The following is a 4,204-nucleotide window of genomic DNA, read 5'->3' as shown; positions in this document are numbered from 1 at the left end:
TACCTGTCCCATTTTTCCATTGCATCCATTCATAATAATTCTTATCATTTTTCTTACCATGCCTTCCTGTTTCTTATTCCTGCCCTTAAACAGCAGACTTTCCCCTATTATGAAGAATCCCGCCCGTAAACTTAACAGGCGGGACCACACAGCCAGGCCAAAAGCCCAGCTGTCATTTACTTATAAAATGCCGTATGCCTTCATAGCCCTTTCAAGCCTCTGTGCATTAGGCTCCTCCATCTGGGTCAAAGGCATCCGGAGGGCACCGGAGCACATCCCCATCAGGCTTAACGCCTTCTTCACCGGGATGGGATTTACCTCACAAAACAGCGCGCTGCACAGCTCCATGGCCTCCAGCTGCATTTTTCTGCTTCCCTCCACGTCCCCGTCCAAAAATTTCTGGCAGATGTCATGGGTCTGCCTGGGCGCAATATTGGACAAAACAGAAATCACACCGATTCCTCCCAGGGCCAGAATGGGTACAATCTGATCGTCATTTCCTGAATAAATGTCCACACAGCCGTCTGCAATGGCCGCAAGATGTGCTATCTGGCTGATATTTCCGCTGGCTTCCTTGACTCCTGCGATATTTTCCACATCCCTGCAGAGCCTGACAATCGTCTCCGGCAGAATGTTGCATCCCGTACGGCTGGGCACATTGTAGAGAATCACCGGCACATCCACCGCCTGGGCCACCGTCTTAAAGTGCGCATACAGGCCGTTCTGCGTCGCCTTGTTGTAATAAGGGCTCACCAGCAGAACGCCGTCCGCGCCAAGCTTCTGGGCCTCGGTTGAGAGATAAACCGCCGTCTCCGTACAGTTGGAGCCGGTGCCTGCAATCACGGGAAGCCTGCCTGCAACCGTCTTTACACAATGTCCGATCACATCCAGATGCTCCTCGTGGGTCAGCGTAGAGGCCTCACCTGTGGTGCCGCACACGATAATGGCATCCGTTCCATTTTCAATCTGAAATTCCAGCAGCCTGTCAAACTGCCCGTAATCCACTTCCCCGTTTTCCTTCATAGGCGTCGCAATGGCCACGCCTGCTCCTTTAAAAACCGCCATACACATCCTCCATTCTTATGCCGTTCTGCGGCATCGGTCCATGCTTCAAAAAATGATACCCCTGTGAACAGAAACGCCAGCGTGTTAAGCGCTGGCGGATGATATACCAATGGAATATCCACTTGATAGCGCCCCATCTGCCGCCCTTACAGCAGATGACAGTCATACGGCTCTTAACCGCATGCCCAAGATTTGATTTGCAGGCAATCTCCTCTTTCGGCGCATTTCCCTTTCTTCCTTCTTCAGCTGTGCCTGCCACATCAGAAAAAATACTCTTGAAACACGCAACCTCTATCTTCCTTATTTTCTTGTATCATATCATTTTCCCTATCTGCTGTCAACGGTTTTCTGAAGGCAGGGCTGCAGTCTGCCGTCATTTATTCCCACACCTTAAATTTCAATGTCTCTATCTTGGAAACCTGATCGGCCAGCATGCAGATTTGGTCGTTTAAGGAAATACCCGTAAGGATTACGCTGGTCTCCCCCCTGCATTCCAGCAGGTTTTTTAAGTCCTCCACCGTGATGATCCCCTTCTCCACAAGGCCCAATACCTCGTCCAATATTAAAAGATCACACTCTCCCGTAGACAATACCTTCTTGGCAAAGTTAATGCCGTTTCTGATATTCATAATCTCTTCCCGCTTTTTTTCGTCGGAAAGCTCTGCGAAGTTTTCGTCGGATTTCTCAAACCGAAACAATTTGATCTCAGGCTCCATTCTGCGCAGAAAGTCAGAATCGCCAAGTCCTCTTCCCTTCAGGAATTGAATCATGACAACACTTTTGCCCTCCACCGCCGCCATAACGGCTCTCCCGATTGCTGCAGGTGATTTTCCCCGTCCGTCTCCGGCATAAATATGAACCAATCCTTTACCCATGTTGCACCTCACAGTATTTTTCAGAAAACATGATATTTATCATATCATATTTTTCCAGGGTTGGCAACTTCTGCCGCATTCCTCCCAAAGTATCCCTATGCTTCCTCCGTCAAAAGCTCCAGCTTGCTCACAGACACTTCAAAGGCAACTCTTCTCTCCACATTTTCCTCATCCAGCTTTTTCATATATTCACGGCTCTGAATCCTGCCCCAGATGGCGCACCGCTCTCCCACCTTAAAGTGGTTGGCATAACGGGCATTTCTTCCCCAGCAGATGCAGGGTATGTAGTCCGACTTCCCATAAGGACGGTTCACTGCCAGCAAAAGATCCGCAATCTCCCGTCCCAGGGGTGTTTTCCGATAAACAGGCTCCTTACAGATATACCCGTCCAGATAAATCTGATTGCTCTTAGAGCTCTCCTCCAGCTCATCTACAAAGGAGACCTCTCTCGCAAACACAGAAAGCACCAGTCTGTTTTTTCTTTCCTCATGCCGGTTGTAGGAACGAAATTGCCCGTTGACACAGATCAGCATTCCTATATAGTCAGCAGTCACGTCCAGCAGCCGTTCGGAAACCATCACCGGTATGATATCATAGCTCTCACTGAGACGCTTGCATTTTACATCCACCATATAAAATCCTTCTCCGAAAATCTCATGGCTATAGGTAAACTGGCTGATAATTTCCCCCATAACCGTTACCTGATTGTTTTCCATTACCTTATCTGTCATTTTCAGTTCTCCCTTCTTACACTTTAAGAATTTTTCCGGTAACAAAACCTGTAATGCAATACTATTTATACTCTATTTCAGGTCAAAATAGTACCCTAAAATATCGCGCAATCCGCCAAACTACGCGAAAAACCGATTTATTTCTCATTAAAATAAAGATGAAAAGCCAATAAAACCCGAAATGAACCCTTATTCTCCTTGCATCCGGCAAAAATTGGTGCTATACTGTAACAGTTTGAAAATTCGACAGAATAATTGGTTGACAATAGGGAACAAACACTGTGGCATTTCTGTAAGGATCGACAAATATCGACAAGAATCCGCAAAAAGCGTTCCGGAACGGAGTTTGAGATGAGACAAAAAAGAGAAGATGTTAGAAACGTTGCCATCATAGCCCATGTAGACCACGGAAAAACCACCCTGGTGGACGAGCTTTTAAAGCAAAGCGGCGTATTCAGGGCCGGTCAGGAGATCGCCGAGCGCGTGATGGATTCCAATGACCTGGAGCGGGAACGGGGCATTACCATTCTTTCCAAAAATACGGCCGTTATGTACAAGGGCACCAAAATCAATATCATTGACACTCCCGGCCACGCTGATTTCGGCGGCGAGGTGGAACGGGTTCTGAAGATGGTAAACGGCGTTATTCTGGTAGTGGACGCCTTTGAAGGAGCCATGCCTCAGACAAAATTTGTATTGAGAAAGGCTTTGGAGCTGAAGCTTCCTGTCATTGTGTGCATCAACAAGATTGACCGCCCGGAGGCCAGACCGGAGGAGGTGGTGGACGAGGTGCTGGAGCTGTTTTTGGAGCTCGATGCCGACGATTCTCAGCTGGACTGCCCCTTCGTCTATGCCTCGGCCAAGGCCGGAGTTGCCTCCATGGAACCGGAAAAGCCCGGCACCAGCATGGAGCCGCTGTTCGAAACCATTTTAAACTATATTCCTGCCCCCGAAGGGGATCCCGACGCCGGCACCCAGGTGCTCATCAGCACCATCGACTATAATGAATATGTAGGCCGCATCGGCGTGGGCAAGGTGGACAACGGCACCATACGGGTCAATCAGGATGTGGTGATCTGCAACCATCATGAGCCGGACAAGCAGACCAGGGTAAAGGTCAGCAAGCTCTATGAATTTGACGGACTTAATAAGGTTGAGGTAAAGGAGGCTTCCATCGGTTCCATTGTGGCGATCTCTGGAATCGCCGACATCCACATCGGAGATACCCTCTGCTCTCCGGAAAATATCGCGCCCATTCCCTTCCAGAAAATCAGCGAGCCCACCATCGCCATGCAGTTTATGGTAAACGATTCTCCACTGGCCGGCAAGGAAGGAAAGTATGTTACCAGCCGCCATCTGCGGGACAGGCTGTTCCGGGAGCTGAATACGGACGTATCTTTGCGTGTGGAGGAGACGGACTCTCCCGACTGCTTTAAGGTATCCGGCAGGGGCGAGCTTCATCTCTCCGTCCTCATTGAAAATATGCGGCGGGAGGGCTTTGAATTTGCCGTCAGCAAGGCAGAGGTGCTCTAC

Annotated in this window: 4 protein-coding genes and 1 riboswitch; of the genes, 1 reads left to right on the top strand and 3 read right to left on the bottom strand. The window is 49.2% G+C overall.

The genetic code is table 11. The features are described 5' to 3' along the window. Positions 1 to 180: 180 nt before the first annotated feature. From dapA to AC1WIP_RS12360, 3 genes are all read right to left on the bottom strand, one after another. Positions 181 to 1,065, bottom strand: a complete 885-nt coding sequence (dapA, locus tag AC1WIP_RS12370; protein ID WP_481142115.1) for a 4-hydroxy-tetrahydrodipicolinate synthase — start codon at positions 1,063 to 1,065, stop codon at positions 181 to 183. Between the two features lie 118 nt (positions 1,066 to 1,183). Further along, positions 1,184 to 1,367: riboswitch (Lysine riboswitch) on the bottom strand. Between the two features lie 75 nt (positions 1,368 to 1,442). Next, entirely contained in the window at positions 1,443 to 1,940 is a 498-nt protein-coding gene (locus AC1WIP_RS12365; protein ID WP_318704467.1) for a cob(I)yrinic acid a,c-diamide adenosyltransferase, read from the bottom strand. A 95-nt stretch (positions 1,941 to 2,035) separates the two neighbouring features. Further along, a complete protein-coding gene (locus AC1WIP_RS12360; protein WP_318704466.1) occupies positions 2,036 to 2,671 on the bottom strand; it encodes a single-stranded DNA-binding protein in 636 nt (211 codons plus the stop codon). A gap of 351 nt (positions 2,672 to 3,022) precedes the next feature. Between AC1WIP_RS12360 and AC1WIP_RS12355 the strand changes: the two genes are divergently transcribed. Beyond that, on the top strand, positions 3,023 to 4,204 hold a 1,182-nt coding region (locus AC1WIP_RS12355), incomplete at its 3' end, for a GTP-binding protein (RefSeq protein WP_481142114.1).

It is taken from the genome of Acetatifactor sp. (assembly GCF_982438285.1).
This window is presented reverse-complemented; position numbering and strand designations above follow the sequence as displayed.